At 47.7% G+C, this 17,767-nt stretch carries 15 protein-coding genes and 1 tRNA gene; 3 read left to right on the top strand and 13 right to left on the bottom strand.

Features of this window, described 5'->3' with window-relative positions; all coding sequences use genetic code 11:
* Positions 1 to 2: 2 nt before the first annotated feature.
* The 11 genes from K0504_RS05060 to K0504_RS05010 form a co-directional block, all read right to left on the bottom strand.
* Positions 3 to 659, bottom strand: coding sequence for a class I SAM-dependent methyltransferase (locus K0504_RS05060; RefSeq protein WP_220103087.1), 657 nt, complete (start codon positions 657 to 659; stop codon positions 3 to 5).
* Between the two features lie 171 nt (positions 660 to 830).
* Positions 831 to 2,024: an alginate export family protein gene (locus K0504_RS05055; protein WP_220103086.1), complete on the bottom strand. Its 1,194-nt coding sequence runs from the start codon at positions 2,022 to 2,024 to the stop codon at positions 831 to 833.
* Between the two features lie 48 nt (positions 2,025 to 2,072).
* Entirely contained in the window at positions 2,073 to 2,918 is an 846-nt protein-coding gene (locus K0504_RS05050) for an ABC transporter ATP-binding protein (protein ID WP_220103085.1), read from the bottom strand.
* 25 nt (positions 2,919 to 2,943) lie between these two features.
* A complete protein-coding gene (locus K0504_RS05045; protein ID WP_220103084.1) occupies positions 2,944 to 3,909 on the bottom strand; it encodes an ABC transporter permease in 966 nt (321 codons plus the stop codon).
* A gap of 105 nt (positions 3,910 to 4,014) precedes the next feature.
* A complete protein-coding gene (locus tag K0504_RS05040; RefSeq protein WP_404822991.1) occupies positions 4,015 to 5,343 on the bottom strand; it encodes a CmpA/NrtA family ABC transporter substrate-binding protein in 1,329 nt (442 codons plus the stop codon).
* A 751-nt stretch (positions 5,344 to 6,094) separates the two neighbouring features.
* A complete protein-coding gene (locus K0504_RS05035; protein ID WP_220103082.1) occupies positions 6,095 to 7,843 on the bottom strand; it encodes a sugar phosphorylase in 1,749 nt (582 codons plus the stop codon).
* 9 nt (positions 7,844 to 7,852) lie between these two features.
* Positions 7,853 to 9,076, bottom strand: coding sequence for a glycosyltransferase family protein (locus K0504_RS05030; protein ID WP_220103081.1), 1,224 nt, complete (start codon positions 9,074 to 9,076; stop codon positions 7,853 to 7,855).
* Between the two features lies 1 nt (position 9,077).
* Positions 9,078 to 9,926 carry an HAD-IIB family hydrolase gene (locus tag K0504_RS05025; protein WP_220103080.1) on the bottom strand — a complete coding sequence of 283 codons (849 nt, stop codon included), beginning with the start codon at positions 9,924 to 9,926 and terminating at the stop codon, positions 9,078 to 9,080.
* A complete protein-coding gene (locus K0504_RS05020) occupies positions 9,926 to 10,837 on the bottom strand; it encodes a kinase (protein ID WP_225917980.1) in 912 nt (303 codons plus the stop codon). Before K0504_RS05020 ends, K0504_RS05025 begins: the two co-directional genes overlap by 1 nt.
* An 88-nt stretch (positions 10,838 to 10,925) precedes the next feature.
* Positions 10,926 to 11,672 (bottom strand): UDP-2,3-diacylglucosamine diphosphatase, encoded by a 747-nt coding sequence (gene lpxH, locus K0504_RS05015; protein ID WP_220103079.1) that lies wholly within the window; start codon positions 11,670 to 11,672, stop codon positions 10,926 to 10,928.
* A 5-nt stretch (positions 11,673 to 11,677) separates the two neighbouring features.
* Positions 11,678 to 12,172, bottom strand: coding sequence for a peptidylprolyl isomerase (locus K0504_RS05010; protein WP_220103078.1), 495 nt, complete (start codon positions 12,170 to 12,172; stop codon positions 11,678 to 11,680).
* A gap of 168 nt (positions 12,173 to 12,340) precedes the next feature.
* On the opposite strand from K0504_RS05010, the gene cysS reads away from it, so the two are divergent.
* Positions 12,341 to 13,720: a cysteine--tRNA ligase gene (gene cysS / locus K0504_RS05005; protein WP_220103077.1), complete on the top strand. Its 1,380-nt coding sequence runs from the start codon at positions 12,341 to 12,343 to the stop codon at positions 13,718 to 13,720.
* A 171-nt stretch (positions 13,721 to 13,891) separates the two neighbouring features.
* On the opposite strand, the gene K0504_RS05000 is transcribed toward cysS, so the two are convergent.
* Positions 13,892 to 14,803 carry an alpha/beta hydrolase gene (locus tag K0504_RS05000; RefSeq protein ID WP_220103076.1) on the bottom strand — a complete coding sequence of 304 codons (912 nt, stop codon included), beginning with the start codon at positions 14,801 to 14,803 and terminating at the stop codon, positions 13,892 to 13,894.
* A 178-nt stretch (positions 14,804 to 14,981) separates the two neighbouring features.
* Positions 14,982 to 15,836: a bifunctional methylenetetrahydrofolate dehydrogenase/methenyltetrahydrofolate cyclohydrolase FolD gene (gene folD, locus K0504_RS04995; RefSeq protein ID WP_220103075.1), complete on the bottom strand. Its 855-nt coding sequence runs from the start codon at positions 15,834 to 15,836 to the stop codon at positions 14,982 to 14,984.
* Positions 15,837 to 16,081: 245 nt separating this feature from the next.
* On the opposite strand from folD, the gene K0504_RS04990 reads away from it, so the two are divergent.
* Positions 16,082 to 16,158, top strand: a tRNA-Arg gene (locus tag K0504_RS04990).
* A gap of 236 nt (positions 16,159 to 16,394) precedes the next feature.
* Positions 16,395 to 17,699: a trigger factor gene (gene tig, locus K0504_RS04985; RefSeq protein WP_220103074.1), complete on the top strand. Its 1,305-nt coding sequence runs from the start codon at positions 16,395 to 16,397 to the stop codon at positions 17,697 to 17,699.
* Positions 17,700 to 17,767: the final 68 nt, after the last annotated feature.

Here is a 17,767-nt window from a genome sequence, read left to right as displayed (position 1 = left end):
AATTAAGCCTCGCGCCTATAACGCAGAATTTGGCCACTAAATGTGCCCGTTTCGTAGTCGGTTTGCGGCGGCTTGTATTTTTGCAATTGATAACCAAGCAACCCCATTTTTTTACTAAATTTAGGATGAATCTTACGGCCAGGGTCAATCATTATGACTTCGCTATTGGGCTTGGCATGGCGTTGAATAAATTGTGATAACAGTTCGGCCTGTTCAATTTCGTACAGTAAATCTGAGCCAATAATGACATCGAATTGGCCTAAACCGTCACTGGTATCCGCCCAGCCGGTTCGTAGAAACGGAATGTTTGAAGTGCCATTGAGCCTGATATTCTCAACCAAAAATCGCTCTGCCTCGGGGTGAATATCGGTTGCCGTAACGTCAGCTTGTCGCGCCTTGAGCAGCAAACTAGACAAGGCTAAACCACAGCCCACTTCTAAGATTCGTTTGCCTTCGATTTCAAAGTCGACCATTTGATGAGCAAGCACTTCGCTAGAGGTCCAGAGCACACCGAACAATGGCCATTGGGCTGATGAAATACCAAATGATTCAGCTTCACCGAGCGGATCGGCAAACTGTTGATTGTCACGTAAGCTGCGGATGTGAATGTCGTGTTGGCCAACACAGATGGTTTGGTAGCAAATTCGGACGTCTGACATGATTTCACTTATTGGTTGGGTGAATACCCGCAACAAGTCAAAATCGACCTCGATTCGCTACGATGAACAACCACTATAAAAGTTGCCTTAGTGAATAGCGAACTTTCTTTCTGGATATTTAAAAAGGGAGCCGAAGCTCCCTTTGTTTAAGCGAACAAATAATCGTTGGTTTTAGAATTTAGCGCTTGTCCAAACCCAAACTTTATCGGTATCAACGCTATGATCATCCGCTGAGTAAGCTGCGAACTTCACACCACCGCTGAACACTTTGTTGAATTTGTAGGCGTACAACAAGTCAAGCTCTGAACCCAAGTCATCCATGGTGTCAGTTGATTCGTTAGCAGTGAAGTCGTGATAGGCAACAACCCACTTACCACCGAACAGTTTACCGCTAGCAGATACGTAAATATCTTCAATACCAACATCTGGCGTGCTCAGGAACTTATCCGCCCAACCTTGGAACTTGTGCAACGTTGCCAGAGGTGTTTGGAAGCCCTTCATGCCATCGTCTGACCCCAGCACTTCGTAACCGGCTTTCAATGTGATGCCGTTGATCACAACGCCACCTTCGACCAAGTAGTAGTCGGTATCAAAGTCAGCGCCGGCAGCGTTTTCAAAGGTTTGGCTAGCGTATTCTGCAGCATAAAGTACTTTCACACTTTCTAGCTGCTTGGCACCTTTAAAGCTAATGCCGTAGGTGTCGTATTGGTTTTCAGTATCGTTGTCTTCTTCTAGCAAGTAGCCATAACCGGTCACAGTACCAATCGACGTTTTGTAAGAAGCGTTGAACAAGTGATCTTCAGAGTTGATGTCGCGATCTTCTGCGAAAATACGATTACGTTGGTCGATGTAGGCGTATTTGAGCGTCAATTCTTCAAGTGGTTTGTAGTCTACGCTGATTGCATCAAACGTTTGTCGATCCTGACGCCAGCCAACGTGACCAACAAAACGTTGACCGTCCCAAGCGAGAACTTGGCGACCCACTTTAACGCCAACAGTTTTGTAGGCGTATGAGATATAGCCTTGATCAAGCTCTGTGGTTTCTGGATCTGCAATAACAGAATACTCTGGCTTACCGTTTAATCCCGCTGCATTGTAATCTTCTAAACCGGCAACCACGCGCACGTCTTCCATGCCAATGGTGGCAGAGAAACCTTTGTAAGCGCCTGTTGAATAAGTGAGACGAGTACGCAGGGTAAGCGCATCGGCATCTTTGGCATCTGAGTCATCAGAAACATTTTCGTAGCGCAGGTTCATGTCCGTTGAGACTTTACCGCCACTCAACGCGCTACCAAAATCTTCAGCCAACGTTGGTTGTGCAACCGCAGCAAGCGCTAGTGATACAGACAGTGCAAGTTTGTTCATCTGTTAGTTCCTTTTGAATTTATCGCTATTAATTGAATGTTTTGATACTTACGCCACTTCAGTGGTCTTTTTCGTAGATTCTTTTGCACTCTTTGATGCTGAAATCGGCTCTACTTTGCGTTGCTTTTCATAGAGGAATTTCAGAACTTCGGAGCGAAGGTGGTTATATTCAGGGTCTTCGGCCAGCGCTAGGCGTTCGCGCGGGCGTTCCAGGTTAACATCGAGAATTTCACCAATGGTGGCGGCTGGGCCGTTGGTCATCATGACGATACGATCCGAAAGCAGTACGGCTTCATCAACATCGTGAGTGATCATGATGACGGTGTTGTTCAGCTCAGCTTGAATTTCCATCAGTGAGTCTTGCATGTGGGCGCGGGTTAACGCATCGAGTGCACCGAAAGGTTCATCCATCAATAGCACTTCAGGTTGCATTGCGAGTGCTCGGGCAATACCAACGCGCTGCTTCATGCCGCCAGAAATCTCATCCGGACGTTTGTTCATGGCGTGATCCATGTGCACTAACTTGAGGTTGTGCTCAACCCAATCGCGGACTTCTGCTTTTGACTTGCTGCGGCCAAAGACTTGCTTCACGGCAAGTTCAACGTTTTGGTAAGCCGTTAACCAAGGTAGCAATGAATGGTTTTGGAACACCACGGCGCGCTCTGGGCCGGGTTCTGAAACCTCACGACCATTTAGGATGACGCCACCAGTAGATGCTTGATAAAGCCCCGCAACCACGTTCAATACGGTTGACTTACCACAGCCTGAGTGGCCAATCAGCGAAACGAATTCACCTTTTGAAATTTGCAGATCGACTTCTTTTAGGGCGGTAAATGGTCCCTTTGGGGTAGGGAATACCATGTCGATTTTACTGATATCTAAAATAACGCTCATGTTCTTTTCCTTTTAAATAACAGCCTTAGTGGGCACCAGCTTTATCCCAAGACACAACGCGTTGCAGTTGCAACATCACGCGGTCTAGAAGGAAGCCAATGAAGCCGATAACGATAACTGCGGTCATGATACGAGATAAGGAGTCAGAGCTGCCGTTCTGGAACTCATCCCATACGAACTTACCTAGGCCTGGGTTTTGCGCCAGCATTTCAGCGGCAATCAAAACCATCCAAGCAACACCTAGCGATAAACGCATGCCGGTAAAAATGGCTGGCACGGAGGCGGGTAACACGATTTTCTGAACGTGCTTGAGAGCAGGCAGACGAAGTACACGGCTCACGTTAACTAAATCTTTGTCGATGGAAGCAACACCGACGGAGGTGTTAATTACCATGGGCCAAATGCAGCACAAGGTCACGGTAATCATTGAGTTCAAGAATGACTTAGGTACTACGGGCTCGGGGCTGACGTAAACAGCACTCACCACCATAGTAACTAGCGGAAGCCAAGCCAACGGGGAAACAGGCTTAAACAATTGCACAATCGGGTTAACGGCAGTGTTCAGGCTTTTATTCAAGCCGATGGCGATACCGAGTGGCACAGCAATTAGAGCGGCTAATAAGAAACCAGACATAACGGTGATCAAGCTGGTGATAATCTGATCGAAGAAGGTTTCTTTACCGGTATATTTACGGATTTTAGGTTGATAATTTGGATCTTTGGCAACACGTTCGGCGTTGCGTTTTTCTTGTCGCTCGTAAAAAGCAGTCGCTTTTTCACGCTCTGCAACATGTTCGTCATACAGCGTAGAAGCTTGTGTGACGACGCTAGAAGGACCGGGGAACTTACCTAAAGAAGTATCAATGCGATCGGCTGCCATTGACCAAAGTAGCAGGAACACTACGATGCCAATTAATGGTAGGGCGACCAAATTGGTGGCCTTTTGCAAAATGGACTTGAATTGAGCATTGTTCAATTGAAGTGCATTCATTTTGGCTACCTTAGTTGTTGTCGTTGTCATGTCTAAAACCTCTATCACCTATATCAAGCGCCCGGTACTGCGTGTTTTTGCTCCGGGCGCTAGGCTATTTGTGAATTAAATTTTGTCGCCAGTTTTCAAACCGATTTTGAAGCTGTCGATGTAGGCGTTTGGCTTGGTGCCGTCGTACGATACGCCGTCGATAAACTCTTTTTGCTCTGGTTTGAAGCCGGTTTCAGTTGCAAAGTCTGGGAATCCTGCAGGGTCAACCAACTTCTCTTTAATCAGAGATTTAGCTGCCTGTGCATAGATGTCTGGGCGGTAGACTTTCTTCGCCATGTCGAAGTACCAATCGTCAGACTTGTCGTCAGCGATCTGACCCCAGCGACGCATTTGAGTCAGGTACCAGATTGCATCTGAGTAGTACGGGTAGGTTGCGTTGTAACGGAAGAACACGTTGAAGTCCGGCACGTCACGCTTATCACCTTTTTCGTACTCAAACGTACCAGTCATTGAGTTAGCGATTACGTCGTAGTCAGCACCAACATAGTTAGACTGAGACAAAATCTTCACTGCTTCTGGACGGTTGGCGTTGTTGTTTTCATCCAACCAGATAGCCGCACGGATCAGAGCGCGAGTCAGGCGAATAGTGGTGTTTGGATATTTCTCAGCAAATTCAGCTGTGATACCAAATACTTTTTCTGGGTTGTCTTTCCAGATCTCGTAATCGGTAATAACAGGAACACCAATACCTTTAAATACGGCTTGCTGGTTCCAAGGTTCGCCCACGCAGTAGCCGTAAATGGTGCCAGCTTCCAAGGTGGCAGGCATTTGTGGTGGCGGCGTTACAGAAAGTAAGGCTTCAGCGTCGATTTGGCCTGATACGTCACCTTTGTGAGGCGCATAGTAGCCAGGGTGAATGCCGCCTGCTGCTAACCAGTAGCGAAGCTCATAGTTGTGAGTCGAAACAGGGAATACCATACCCATGTTGAACGGCTTGCCTTCAGACGCGTATTTTTCAACAACAGGTTTAAGGTAATCAGCTTTGATTGGATGAACCGGACGACCGTCGGCCATTTTAGGAATGTTTGGCTTCATTTGTTTCCAGATTTCGTTGGAAACCGTGATGCCGTTACCGTTCAAATCCATGGAGAATGGCGTAATGATATGTGCCTTTGTACCAAAGCCCATGGTTGCGGCTAATGGTTGGCCCGCAAGCATGTGAGCGCCGTCTAAGCTGCCATCGATAACGCCGTTAAGAAGTACCTTCCAGTTGGCTTGTGCTTCAATGGTGACGTAAAGGCCTTCATCTTCGAAATAACCTTTTTCGTAGGCAATGGCAATTGGTGCCATGTCGGTCAGTTTGATGAATCCAAACTTCAGCTCTTCTTTTTCCGGATAGCCGAGCTCTTCAGCTGTGGCTTGCGGAACAAACATGGTTGCAATTGATAAGGCAGCTACTGATGCTAAAGCTGCGCGCTTTTTAGAGGCCTTAGTAAGGCTATTCCATGTGCGTTTAATTAAGGACACCTGCATTCTCCATCCGTTTTTATGTTGTTCTGAACATTAAAAAAGGCGCTCTCACAGCACTGCTTTTTTGACAGTGAGTGAGAGCGCCTTTGCTCTAATTCAGATTTTGGTGCAGCAGCGACTCGTGGGGATAAGTTGCTGCTGCAGGTTTGCTGTGATGGTTGCGAAGGATGTGCCAGAAATTAAATAGACTTCAAATAAAAATAAAAAATTAAATTAAAACATGAAGATACAGTTGTTGTTGTCGTGGGTTGGTAGCCGTCTGTTTTCTATTGTTGCATTTCCAACGCACTAAAATGTGTGCTCCTAGTTGGGAGATGGTGGCTATTTGTGCACTTTTTTGGTGAGCTGAATCACATTTGACCCCATCCATTGACTGCTCTTTTTTGGGGCGTTTGACGGTAAACTAGTTATCTCATCAGAGATAGTGGCACTCGTTGTGGTTAGCGAATTGCGCTTCACTATTTCACATGACTGCGCTTGCCGTAAAACACTCATCGATGCCATTAGCCCTTATGCTCATATTTGCCCCGCGACATAGCGCACTCAGAACATCGCCGCTCTTATGCATCCATGCACCCGCGGCATACCATCCATCCTTGGATATAAAAAAGCCCGGCGTATAGCCGGGCAAAAACACATCTAAATTATTTGGGGAAATCTAGAATTAGAAAATATTAGTGATCCACACGGTTTGATAGGGCGCTAGCTCCATCTCTAGTCTGGACGGTAACACTGGTTTCTGCGCGATAAGATCGAACCAATCGGTGCCTTCAATCAAATTAATATCGCCAAGGTTGAGTGTCTGAGGTTCATCCGACACGTTACTTACTGAAAAGACACTCTGCCGGCGGTCGAGGCTTTGGCGCCAAAGCCCAAATAACTGCCCTCCCAACTGCAGTGTGAACTGCGTTGCGTTGGGGTGGAATGCGGGCTGCTTGATACGAAGATCAATGAGTCGACGCATTTGTTTAATGATCTTGCTGTGTTGTGTGCGTTCATCGGCTAGTGCGTCTGCGAGAAGCTGTTCATCCCAGCGGTGACGATTGATGGAGCGGTTGTGCTGAGTATGCTTGAGCTTCTCATAGTCGTTGCCCGTTGCCAGCAAGCTATGAATATAAAGCCCTGGCACACCTTCAAGGGCAAACATAATGGTATGAGCACACAAGAAGCGTTGCTCGCCCCAACGATCCGGGCCGTTGATGGTGCCTTGCAGCGCATCGTACAGCGCAATATTAATCTCGTACGGTTTACGCTGGCCGTGTTCGGCAGCACGCCAACTGACGCAACCGCCAAACGATGCCATGGTATTCACTAACTGGTTAATTTCATCTTCATTGAGTAGGCCTTCAGCAGGGCGTAAGCCAATGCCATCATGTGAAGCGATGAAATTAAAATAAGCGGTGCCATTTTGCGCCGGCGGCATACTCATCAGCCACTGTTTGAGATAACGGCAATTACCGGTAACAAGGGTGTTCACCAACAAAGGCGGTAATGAAAAGTTATAAATCCAATGGGCTTCATTGGCGTTGCCGAAATAGCTGAGGTTTTGCTGATTAGGAATGTTCGTTTCGGTGATCACCACCGCATCGGGTACCGCATGTTCAATCAAACAGCGCAGTAAGCGAATGCACTCGTGGGTTTGCGGTAAGTTAATGCTGCTGGTACCCACGATTTTCCACAAAAACGCCACAGCATCGAGACGAAATAACTTCACTCCACTATCTAAGTATTGGCGAATAATCGAAATAAACGCCAACAGCACTTCCGGATTACGAAAATCTAAATCAACCTGGTCATGGCTGAAGGTACACCACACTTGCTTTACGCCATCACCGGTTTCAGTTTCACGCAGTAATGGTGAAATACGAGGGCGAACGACCTGCGATAGATCATCGTCAAGCTCGGCTGTCATAAAGTAATCGCTGCCGACCCCGGAACCCTTGATGAAATTTTGGAACCAAGGGCTACGACTCGAGCAGTGATTGATGACCAAATCGGTCATCAGTCGGTAGTCTGAAGAAATCGCTTCAATGTCCTGCCAGTCGCCTAAGGCGTCGTTGACACTGGAGTAATCAATAACGGCAAAACCATCATCAGAGCTATACGGGAAAAATGGCAGAATATGAACGCTGTTGATGGAGTCTTTGCAGTGCTCGTCGAGGAACTTATGCAAATACTTTAGCGGTTGCTCGTCTTTTCCTATGATGCTGTCACCATAGGTGATCAGCACCATGTCGGACTGATCCCAATGGTTATAAAAGGGCTCAGGTGCTTGCGCTACGCGTGCGAGGCGCATGGTATCGAGCACCCGCTGCATCAAAATGACAGTACTTTGATTGAGCTCTATATCACGATAAATGGTATTAAGGTGATGTAGTACTCGTTGCTGCAAATGCTCAGTTGCTGCGGTCATTCCTGCTCCTTAACTTAAAAACTCGTTGCGGTCTTCTTCAACGGCTTTATATAGACGTTCGAAGACATCTGGCATGGCACTTACAACGCGATTCCAACTTGGAATAAATGGCGTTTCCATCGGGTATTCTAAAAATTGTTGGCCTGCTGTCATGATATTTTGGGCAAACATTTCAACGGCTTTTTCTTCGTTGTGAATATCCAGCGTCAAGCCATTAATAATGGCATCGTTCCGGTACGCTTCGATGAAATCTAACGCGATACGGTAGTAGGTTGCCTTCAAGGAGCGGAATACTTCCGTGCTGAAGGTTTCACCTTGCGTGGCCAATTTGCGGAACAGCGCTTTGGTGATATCAATCGACATCTTGCTCAAGCCCGCTTCTTTATTATCAAACGATAGATCTTGGTGTTTATGATCGTAAACCCGAGCGATATCGACCTGACATAAGCGATTGTTGGAGTAGTTGCGGTGCATTTCAGACAGAACACCAATTTCTAATCCCCAGTCACTTGGAATACGAATGTCGTTGAGCACGTCGCGGCGGAACGAGAACTCACCGGCTAACGGGTAGCGGAAACTATCCATGTATTCGAGGTATTCACTGTGGCCACAAATACGTTTCAATGCCAATAAAAGTGGCGTGACTAATAGACGAGAAACGCGGCCATTGATTTTTCCGTCCGCGACGCGAGCATAAAACCCTTTACAGAACTCATAGTTGAATTGCGGATTGGCAACTGGATAGATTAAACGGGCTAACAGATCGCGCTCGTAGGTAAGAATGTCACAGTCGTGCAAGGCAACGGATTCAGATTTATTGGACGCCAAGATATAGCCCATGCAATACCAAACGTTGCGGCCTTTCCCAAGCTCTTTCGGAGCTAAACCAAGCTCAGCAAGTTCTTTGTCTAATGCTTGTAAGCGAGGCCCTTCGTTCCACAACACACGGTGATGTTGCGGCAACTCGCCAAAGAACTCTAATGCATGCTTGTATTCATCTTTATTGGCGCGGTCTAAGCCAATCACAATTTCGCTCAGGTAATTGACGTCTTTTAATTTGTTGATGATGTTTTTGAGCGCTGGCCCCTGAAGTTCTGAGTATAAAGACGGCAGGATCAGTGCCATGGGCCGGGTTTTATTAAATTCAAAAAGCTCCGCCTCGATATCTTCGAGTGGACGTTCGGCAATGTTATGTAGTGTTGAAATCACACCATTTTGATAAAAATCTGCCATATTATTTTTCTCGCTTTAAAAGGGCCTGAGCTGGAATTTCCAGCAATTGAATAAGTGCTTCTGTCCAGCCTTCCGGACCGTATGCTTTGGAATGAATTAGGTTGCTTTGACGGACTAATTCCGGGGCTGTGTGAGTGGGCGATGCAATAACCACTGCGTGATCGGCTTGTTCCAGCATGTCCACATCGTTTTGGCTATCGCCAAGGGCAATAGATTGAAATTCTGATTCTGGGTATAGCTTGCTATAAAGTTGCTTTAACCATTGCATGGCCGCGCCTTTATTGACCTTATCGCCAATGTGTAAGAAGCGTCCACCTTGCAATACATTACCGCCAAGCTCATTCACCGCTTGAATGAATATGTGTTTATCTTCTCGGTTGCCGTGCCAAAGAACGGGCTCACCAAATTCACGTTGAGCGGCACGTTCGGCTTGCTCTGATGTGAGCCCTGTAAGCTTGACGAGTTGCTCATTGGTTAAGCATGAAAAACTAGTAAACAATGAATGAAATCTAGGTTTGAGTTGCTGTAATAACTCTAACCAATGATGGCGCGGGCGACTCATTTCGTATCGCCACAGAGCGCCATCATCGACACAGCCTTCCGGGCAATCAACAAAACGCTTTTTAGGTAAATAAACCGCAGCGCCGTTTTCAACAATAAATGGGCAGGTGTTATTAATTTCCTTGCGAATGTGAATAAGCTCGGCGCTGGTTTTACTTGTGTTTGCGATGACTGGGACCTGCTTTTCGTCAAGATAATCGAGCACCGGTTGAGCGGCCTCAAACGAATACGTAAAGTGATCCAACAAAGTGCCGTCTAAGTCAGTGAAAACAAGTGGGTGGCGAATCATTAAGAAAATTCCTTTGGGCGACTCATGGCTGATATGGCACGGTTCGATTCAAGCTGCCAAACTGCATGGCTGCGTTCGAGAAGCGTATTAAACCCATGTTCGGTTAGCCGTTGAAAATAGCTGATGAAGGTTTCTATTTGTTGTTCGTTCATCAATCCGGAGCGATCATCATCCGCTGATAATCGCGCTGCTAGTTTTTGTTCTTGTTCTAAGCGCCATTGCTTCACGCAAGCAAATGACGGAGCTTTGAGCATCAGCATCATGTCTGTTTGTTGATAGAGCGGCTGGTAGTGGTTAGCGACTTGTTCATTGACATAGCGTCGCCAAACCCCTTGGCTGTCTTGTTCGCTTTCCAATGTGTTTATTGAATCCGCGAGCGCGTCGCTTGATTGAGCAGGAGTGCCCCAGCACCAACCTTCCATAATGATGATGTCGACAGGTTCAGTCACCTGCGTCCATTGGCTGGCTTCGAACGGATCGTCAATCGCTTTGTTAAAGCGTGGTATGGCGGTGTTTTGGCCAGCGCGTAACGCCGTTAACACTTGTTCCATGTGGTGGTAGTCGTGAGTGCCGGGCACGCCGCGAGTTGCGAGTAAGGGATGGACGCTGGTGGCAAGTTGCTGGCGCTTGGCTTTGGTGAGATAAAAATCGTCCATCGACATGGCGGCAACACTAAAGCCAAACGATTCAGAGAGCGTCAACTTGAGATAATCGGCCAAAGTCGACTTTCCTGATCCCTGACTGCCATTGATGCCAACGATTAGCGGTCTGTTTGCATTCTTTTGGTGCGCGCTGATTTCACCAATAATTGGCATGAACCATTTTTGTGCGTGCGCCAAGTAATCTGCTGTCAGGCCGTTTGTATCAAGGAAACACTGTTGTTGCGGTGTTGGGTTGATGACTGCCTCCAATGACGGTGATGTCTTGCAGAGGAACAATTCAACTTGTGTGCCACATCCTCATAAATAATAGGGATGTTTGACTTGCTAAGGGATTAGGTTAGACGGCTTTTGATGAGAAGGGTAACGAAATAAATTGTTGTTGACCGTCAGGGGTGCAAGCTAGCACCGAGCCTTGTTGATACCAATCGCCTAAAACGATTCGACGGGCTGGCTGTTGGTCGATCAGTAGGGAATGAATGGCTTGGCGGTGAGTATGGCCATGAATCAAGAGTTTGACCTGATGTTGAAGCATTTGGTTTTCAACTTCCTGCGGGGTCACATCCATGATCTTCATGGTTTTCATTGACTTAGCATTTTTACTTTTACTGCGATAGTTTTCGGCGATGCGAGTTCTTAAACGCAATGGCAGTCGCAACATGATCAGTGGCCACCACCAACTTCGGCTTTTACGACGAAACTTTTGGTAGTCCACGTCCAGCGTGCATAAGGTATCACCGTGCATGATCAAGGTTGATTCGCCATACAGATCAATCACGCTGTGCTCGGGCAGGAGTTTAATGCCTGTTTGTTTGCAAAAGCGACGGCCAATCAGAAAATCACGGTTGCCAGAAATCAAATAGGTGGCAACACCATGCTGCGACAATTGAGCTAGAGCAGCCTTAACAGCATCAATCGTATCGGTGCGAAAATCGTCGCCAACCCAGTAGTCAAACACATCGCCGAGCAGGTAAACCGCATCGGCGTTCATGGCTGGGCCAGCGAGAAATTTGAGCAGCGCCTCGGTGATATCGGGGCGCTCATCGGTGACATGCATGTCCGACAATAGATAAGTAATGCCGGACATCGAGATTATTCCTCGATTGTTGCGCTGGTGATCAGCACTTCTTCGTTTGGCACGTCTTGATGGAAACCAAAGCTACCGGTTTTCACGGCTTTGATTTTGTTTACCACATCCATACCTTCAACTACTTCGCCAAATGCACAGTAGCCCCAGCCTTGTGTGGTTTCGCTTTTGAAATCCAAAAAGCCGTTGTCTGCAACGTTGATGAAGAACTGTGCTGACGCCGAGTGTGGCTCCATGGTACGGGCCATGGCAATGGTGCCAACCTTGTTGCTAACGCCATTATTCGCTTCGTTTTCAATCGAGTCGCCGCTTTGTTTTTCTTCCATACCTGGAGCAAAACCGCCACCTTGAACCATAAAGTTATCGATGACGCGGTGGAAAATGGTGTTGTCGTAAAAGCCGTCTTTTACATACGACAGAAAATTGGCAACGGTCTTCGGTGCTTTATCTTCAAACAGATTGAGTTTGATATCACCAAAAGTGGTATGAAGAACAACCATGAAACATACTCTCGTCAAAATCAGGGAGCAGAATAGTACCTAAATGCTGGCCATTGGAAAAGCTCTCTATAGCCACAAAAGTCTTCTGGTAATTGGTGTAGTGCTTGTTTGGGGCATTGGCGATGATACAATGCCGCGTCATTTGCAAACAAAACTCAAGGAATCCAAGTGCTTCAACTTCACAATACTCTGTCGCGCAAAAAATCAGCGTTTCAATCCATTCATCCGAATAAGGTCGGCATGTATGTGTGTGGAGTAACCACTTACGATTTCTGTCATATCGGCCACGGCCGCACTTATGTGGTGTTTGATATCCTCGCGCGCTACCTGCGCTTTTCCGGTTATGAAGTGAACTATGTTCGCAATATTACCGATGTGGATGACAAAATTATCCGTCGTGCCAATGAAAATGGTGAAAGCTTTCAGCAAGTAACTGAGCGCTTTATTGCTGCCATGCACGAAGATTTTGACGCTCTCGGTATTGGTCGCCCGAATATCGAGCCGCGTGTCAGTACCTCCATGGTAGAAATCATTGAGCTGATCGAGCGATTAATTGAACGCGGCCATGCGTATCCCGTAGCCAACGGCGATGTGCTGTTTGATGTGTCGACCTTTGATAAATATGGCGCGTTAAGCCAGCAAGATCTCGACATGCTGCAGGCTGGCTCCCGCGTTGATGTTGATGCCAGCAAAGATGATCCACTGGACTTTGTTCTGTGGAAGAGCGCTAAACCAGATGAACCAAGCTGGGATTCGCCCTGGGGTAAAGGTCGCCCGGGTTGGCACATTGAATGTTCTGCAATGACCATGGCGCACTTAGGTGAGGAATTTGATATTCATGGCGGCGGCTCCGATCTTACTTTCCCGCACCACGAAAACGAAATCGCTCAGTCGTGCTGTGCTACCGGTAAAGACTACGCCAAGCTTTGGATGCACGGCGGTATGGTGCAAATTAACTCGGAGAAAATGTCCAAGTCATTGAACAACTTCTTCACGATTCGCGACGTCCTAAAAGAATACCCAGGTGAAGTGATTCGCTTCTTCTTGATTGGCTCGCAGTACCGTACTCAATTGAATTACAGCGAAGATAACCTCAATCAGGCCTACCAAAGCCTTGAGCGCATGTATACCGCATTGCGAAGTGTTTCAGTTGCTGAGGTTGATCTTAGCCTTAGTGATTGGAAAACTCGCTTCTGTGCGGCGATGGACGATGACTTGAATGTGCCAGAAGCCATGGCTGTGTTGTTCGATTTGGTGCGTGAATTGAACCGAGCGAAAGAGCAGGGCAGCGCTGAGGCAGAAGCCTTAGCGGGAACTCTCAAGCAACTTGGTGCCGTGCTGGGTATTTTGCAACAAGATCCAGAAGCCTTCTTACAAGGTGGCGGCGATGATGACGAAGTGGCGCAAATTGAAGCACTCATCACCAAACGTGCCGAAGCTCGAGCTAATAAAGACTGGGCTGCTGCTGATGAAGCTCGTGACGCGCTTAATGCGCTCAACGTCGAGCTAGAAGATGGTGCCAACGGAACGACGTGGCGCAGAAAGTAATCGCGCCTATAAAACTTAGGTTGTTAAAGGCGTAGCTTTTTGCTGCTTTAACAACCTGAATTGCAACTGGTTCGCCTTCTGCGGCAAATGACTTTTGTTGATAAAAAAGTTTGCGCCGCAGCATTACGTTCAACCCATTTAATCGCCGCTGTTATCAAAGCCAATGCGCCATTACTCTTCCTGCGCGGCGATCACCTCTTCAATCATTTGCCAAGCTTGCTGATACGCCTGTTTTTGCGCTTGTGGTGCGCTTTGTTTCAGCTTGTGTGTGCCGCCTTCTATTTCGATATAACGATGTTCAACTCCTGCTGACTTTAACCCCTCAACAAAGGTTCGCCCCATCGAGACCGGAACGATGTTGTCGGCATTTCCATGCACGACAAAGAATGGTGGATCGTTGGCATCGAGATAGGAGATGGGCATTGCAGCTTTCGCGATGTCTGGGCGAGAGCTCGCTTTGCCGCCAAGAAATTTGGTAATAGAGCTCCACTGATCGGCAAATTGACTATCAAACTCGGCATTGGGGCCAGAGAAGGTCACAGCTAACATCACCGATGAGTCAACATCATCCCACAAGCCGTGAGTGCTGAAACTATCGTCATTACCCGTTGCGCCAAGCATGGCCGCTAAATGACCTCCGGCTGAACTGCCAAGTGCAATGATTTGATTTGGGTTAACGCCATATTGCTCGGCGTGCGCCTTCAAAAATCGAACGCCGACTTTTACATCTTCAACGGCGGCGGGAAAAGGGTGGTCTGGCGCCAGTCGATACATCAAGCTGGCGGCCACATAACCGCGTTTAGCGAAGTTCACTATTTTGGAAGCAAACTTATTTTTATGGCCTTTGCGCCAACCGCCGCCGTGAATGGCCACAATCGCTGGTGCTGGCGTGGCTAATGCTTGTGCTGGCACGGCAATATCAATATAAAGCTGCACGTTGCCGACTTGGCCAATTGGCACATCATGAAAATACCGAACATTGGCTGGTAATTTGGGCATGGTGAAGTTGCTGTCGTTAGCGCCATGGGCTTGATAGCTCCATGACCAACAGCACAGCAGCACTAGCAAAAGGTATCGTGTCATGATGAAAGCTCGTTGAATCGTTTGTTGGCTCGATGAAGAAGCCAAATAAAGAGGCTAGTATGAAGGCTAGGCATTTGCCAAACTGTGGCAAATGCCTAATCAATTGGTTTGAAGCATAAAAAAGCCCCGGCATTTTACCAGGGCTTGTTCACTTCATTGTATTCGCGACGCTTGATAACTAGTCGTGATATTGCTCAGCGGCAATTAAGGTGTTTTCTATCAAACTGGCCACTGTCATGGGGCCTACGCCTCCAGGTACCGGCGTGATAAAGCCCGCTCGCTCTGCTGCGGTTGCGTATTCAACGTCGCCGACAAGTTTGCCGTCGGCCATGCGATTAATGCCCACATCAATGACAATGGCGCCAGGCTTGATCCATTCGCCCGGTAGAAAATTCGGTTTACCAACGGCGACGACTACCAGATCGGCATCGCGCACGTGTTTTTCCAAGTCTTTGGTAAAGCGGTGACAACATGTGGTGGTGCAACCTGCCAATAACAGCTCAAGTGTCATAGGCCGACCAACAATATTAGATGCGCCCACGATAACGGCATTTAAGCCGTGGGTTTTAACGCCCGTGGACTCAATGAGAGTCATGATGCCTTTTGGCGTGCAAGGGCGAAGCGCGGGGATCCGTTGGGCCAAACGACCAATGTTATAAGGGTGGAAACCGTCAACATCTTTGTGTGGGGCAATGCGTTCCAAAATCACTTCAGAGTTAAGGTGAGCCGGCAGCGGTAGCTGCACCAAAATGCCATCAACTTCGCCATCGTCATTTAACTGATCGATTAACGCCAATAATTCAGCTTCTTCAGTGGTATCGGGTAGATCGTAAGAGCGAGAAATAAAACCCACTTGTTCACAGGAGCGGCGTTTATTACCCACATAAACTTGCGATGCAGGATCGGCGCCCACCAAAACAACAGCGAGTCCCGGAATTCGTTTGCCGGCCTCTTTTCGGGCGGTTACGGCTTGGCCAACTTGGTTCTTTAATTGCGCAGCAACGGCTTTGCCGTCGATGATTTGTGCAGCCATTTTTAGTTGTCTGTGTAGGTGTAGAGGAAAGTGGCGCCATTGTCGCAGAAAATAATGCCACATTAAAAGCCCGTTATTTGCTTGAATGTGGCAATTTCAGCATGCAGTGAACAAAAAGCGCTCAAACCTGTGTAACGCGATGGCATGACCGAAATCACAAAGCCAAAAACCGTTTGACGCTATCGGTCGGCGCCGCTATTATCGCCGGCTGATCGGCAAGTGGAATACGGTTTGCCGCAAGTCATGACCCCATAGCTCAGCTGGATAGAGCATCTGCCTTCTAAGCAGACGGTCGCAGGTTCGAATCCTGCTGGGGTCGCCATTGTTTTGCGATTCTCTGAGAGAAGTTGGCCTTTGTCCGGCTTTTTCCCTTCATTTTATCCGTTGGGGCTCTCGACTCCCCGATAACCCGCCGCTATAATGTCGCGTCAAATTTTAACTGGGCACCATTACTTTGCTTAAGTGTGCTCGCGCGTAAGCACGACTGAGAAGCCAACTCGCCATGGGGCAGGCTCTCGCCATGGCTGCATTGGCGGCTGAACGACTGAGGTATATCGAATGCAAGTTTCTGTTGAGACGACTCAAGGTTTAGAGCGTTGTCTGACAATTACCGTACCCGCTGAAAAAGTAGATTCTGCGGTTCAAAGCCAACTCCGCCGTATGGCAAGCGACAAAAAACGTCGCGTACCGGGCTTCCGCCCAGGTAAAGTGCCAGTGAGTGTTATCAACAAAATGTATGGCGCTGGCGTTCGCCAGGACGTGATTGGTGAAGTTGCTCAGCGTAGCTACGTTGAAGCGATCATCGCTGAAAAGATTAACCCTGCTGGCAGCCCACGCTTGGAAGTAACCAAAGCAGAAGCTGGCGCAGACTTGGAATTCAAAGCAACGATCGAAGTTTACCCAGAGATTGAAGTCACTGGCGTAGATAAAGTTGAAGTTGAGAAGCCTGTTGTTGAAATTGCTGACGCCGATCTGGACGACATGATCGAAACACTGCGTAAGCAAAACGCAACTTGGGAAGTCGCCGAGCGCGCTGCTGCGGATGGCGACAAAGTGAACATCGATTTTGTTGGCAAAATTGATGGTGAAGAATTCGACGGCGGCAAATCTGAAGGTTTCGACCTAACGATCGGTAGTGGTCAAATGATTCCTGGCTTTGAAGATGCCATCGTTGGTGCCGAAGCTGGTGCCGATGTTGTTGCGAACGTCACTTTCCCAGAAAACTATCACGCTGAAAACCTGAAAGGTAAAGAAGCTGAGTTCGCTATTAAAGTGAACAAAATTGAAGCGCAAATCCTGCCAGAAATCACTGAAGAGTTCGTTCAGAAATTTGGCGTTGAGTCTGGCGATATCGCCGAGCTGCGCGCAGAAGTTAAGAAGAACATGTCGCGTGAACTTGAGCAAAACCTCAAGAGCACTGTGAAGCAGCAAGTTCTGGATGGCTTGGTTGAACAAAACGATGTGGACGTTCCACAAGCGTTAGTTGAGCAAGAAATCAACGGCCTGCGTCAGCAAGCATTGCAACGTTTTGGTGGCGACACTAAAAATGCACCAGAGCTACCAGCTGAGTTATTTGACGAACAAGCACGCAAGCGTGTGAAAGTTGGTTTGGTGCTAGGCGAATACATCAAAGCGAAAGAGCTTAAAGTTGAAGACGAGCGCGTTGAAGCGCAAATTGCTTCAATGGCTTCTGCATATGAAGATGCAGACCAAGTTGTTGCTTACTACAAGTCTAACGATGAGTTGATGGAGCAAATGCGTAACTTGGCGTTAGAAGACCAAGCTATTGATGCCTTATTGGCTGAAGCAAACGTCACTGAAGTAGAGAAATCTTTCAAAGACGTGATGCAACCTGCGCAGTAACTTCAAGCTTTAATTGACGAAACCGCAGGCGTGACGCCTATAATGGCTCGTGTGATGATCACACGGGC

Source organism: Neiella holothuriorum (genome assembly GCF_019457915.1).
Classification (GTDB): Bacteria; Pseudomonadota; Gammaproteobacteria; order Enterobacterales; family Neiellaceae; genus Neiella; species Neiella holothuriorum.
Note: the sequence above shows the minus strand (reverse complement) of the source record. Positions and strands in the feature narration are given on the sequence as shown.

Bases quoted from the DNA above. Each gene is read 5' to 3' on its own strand.
- K0504_RS05055 (WP_220103086.1), bottom strand. From the start codon at position 2,024: ATGAACAAACTTGCACTGTCTGTATCACTAGCGCTTGCTGCGGTTGCA.
- tig (WP_220103074.1), top strand. From the start codon at position 16,395: ATGCAAGTTTCTGTTGAGACGACTCAAGGTTTAGAGCGTTGTCTGACA.
- K0504_RS05035 (WP_220103082.1), bottom strand. From the start codon at position 7,843: ATGACCGCAGCAACTGAGCATTTGCAGCAACGAGTACTACATCACCTT.
- K0504_RS05045 (WP_220103084.1), bottom strand. From the start codon at position 3,909: ATGAATGCACTTCAATTGAACAATGCTCAATTCAAGTCCATTTTGCAA.
- K0504_RS05060 (WP_220103087.1), bottom strand. From the start codon at position 659: ATGTCAGACGTCCGAATTTGCTACCAAACCATCTGTGTTGGCCAACAC.
- K0504_RS05030 (WP_220103081.1), bottom strand. From the start codon at position 9,076: ATGGCAGATTTTTATCAAAATGGTGTGATTTCAACACTACATAACATT.
- K0504_RS05025 (WP_220103080.1), bottom strand. From the start codon at position 9,926: ATGATTCGCCACCCACTTGTTTTCACTGACTTAGACGGCACTTTGTTG.
- K0504_RS05000 (WP_220103076.1), bottom strand. From the start codon at position 14,803: ATGACACGATACCTTTTGCTAGTGCTGCTGTGCTGTTGGTCATGGAGC.
- K0504_RS05010 (WP_220103078.1), bottom strand. From the start codon at position 12,172: ATGGTTGTTCTTCATACCACTTTTGGTGATATCAAACTCAATCTGTTT.
- lpxH (WP_220103079.1), bottom strand. From the start codon at position 11,672: ATGTCCGGCATTACTTATCTATTGTCGGACATGCATGTCACCGATGAG.
- folD (WP_220103075.1), bottom strand. From the start codon at position 15,836: ATGGCTGCACAAATCATCGACGGCAAAGCCGTTGCTGCGCAATTAAAG.
- K0504_RS05050 (WP_220103085.1), bottom strand. From the start codon at position 2,918: ATGAGCGTTATTTTAGATATCAGTAAAATCGACATGGTATTCCCTACC.